The sequence below is a fragment of the Arthrobacter sp. Y3221157 genome, from assembly GCF_059089865.1.
On the sequence record NZ_JBNHFD010000189.1, the window covers coordinates 1 to 1,438 of the forward strand.

2 protein-coding genes are annotated in these 1,438 nt (G+C 70.4%); both read right to left on the bottom strand.

Annotation, left to right across the window (positions count from 1 at the left end; all coding sequences use genetic code 11):
- Positions 1–83 precede the first annotated feature (83 nt).
- Positions 84–221 (bottom strand): hypothetical protein, encoded by a 138-nt coding sequence (locus tag AC5RTT_RS20530; protein ID WP_494146701.1) that lies wholly within the window; start codon positions 219–221, stop codon positions 84–86.
- Positions 218–1,438, bottom strand: a 1,221-nt coding sequence (locus AC5RTT_RS20535; RefSeq protein WP_494146702.1) for an aldehyde dehydrogenase family protein, incomplete at its 5' end; no start/stop codon positions are given. The genes AC5RTT_RS20535 and AC5RTT_RS20530, both read right to left, overlap by 4 nt.

A 1,438-nucleotide genomic window follows, 5' to 3' on the forward strand; every position in this document is an offset into this window, starting at 1 on the left:
AGCTCCGGCCGCTCCTTCAGGCAGCTCCGCGCATGCAGACCTGCCTGTCCACTCAGAGAGCCCGGTCCACGCGGACAACTCTGTCAACCCAGACAAGGGCCGTCCAGCATGAGGTCGCCAACCACCAGGATGCGGGGTTCCTCCGCCGCCAGGCGCCCGGGCAGCCACTCGGACAGCGCCCGCTGGCTGGAGAGGTCCACGGCTTCTGGAGACGTGCTCATGGCTGGTCCTTTCCTGGGGTCCTGGCGGGCGGGGCAGCAATGTGCACCACCTTCACCTGGCTGAACTCGTCCAGCAGCTCCGGTCCGTAACCGAACCCGTGCCCGCTTTCGCCGCGTGGCTGTGCGGCACCACCCGGGGCGCCGCCGAACACCTCATTGACCTTGACGGTTCCCACCGGCAGGGCAGCCACGGCCTGCTGGATGTGCGCGATATTGCCGCTCAGGACTGTGGCGGCGAGGCCATACCTGCCACTGCATGCCAGGCGCAGGCCGTCGTCGAACGTCTCCACCACCTGCACCGGGGCAACCGGGCCGAAGGTCTCCTCAGTCATCACCTGCATTCCTTCACTGCAGTCCACCAGCACCGTGGCCGGGTAGAAGGACCCCGGCCCGTCCCCCAGGGTGCCGCCTTCAACTGCCCGGGCACCCTGTTCCAGGGCCTCGGCAACCTGGGCGTGGACTTCGTCGCGCATGCGGAGGTCCACCAGCGGCGCCACGGTGCCGTTGCTGTTGCGCTGCGCGGCCTCTGCCTGCAGGGCGGCACAAAACTCCTCCGCGATGGCCTTGTGGACGTAGATCCGTTCCACCGCTGTGCAGATCTGCCCGCTGTTGCTGAAGGCGCCGATGGCCGCCTGGCCGGCGGCCCAGGCGGGATCCACGTCGCTGTCCACGAGCAGTGGATCGTTGCCGCCGTTCTCCCTGATCACGTGGGCGCCGGTCAGCGCCCCGGCCCGGGCGATCCGGGCGCCCGAGGCGCTGGAACCCACATGCGCCAGCACATCCACCTCTGCCTGCGACAACAGGGCGCCCACCTCCGCGCCGCCGTTGACCGTGAGGAACACCCCGGGCGGGAAGGCCGGCGCCAGGACCTCGCCGAGCGCCTCGCCCAGGCGCGGGCACCGCTCGCTGGGCTTGTGGATCACGGTGTTGCCGGTGACCAGGGCTGCGCCGATCAAGCCGCAGGCCACCGCCACCGGATCGTTCCAGGGCGTCAGCAGGACCGCCACGCCCCGTGGTTCAGCCACCGTGTAATCGGAGGCGAGCCGGTTTCCGCGGAGGCTGTGGCCACGGTGCACCGGGCCGAGTTCGGCGTACTGCTCCAGGGTGGAAACGCCTGCCGCGATCCCGGCGAGCGCTTCCTCCACCGGGCGGCCTGTTTCGCTGGCGTTGAGGCCGGCCAGTTCCTGCGCTGCGGCGTCGAGCGCCCGGGCAGCGGC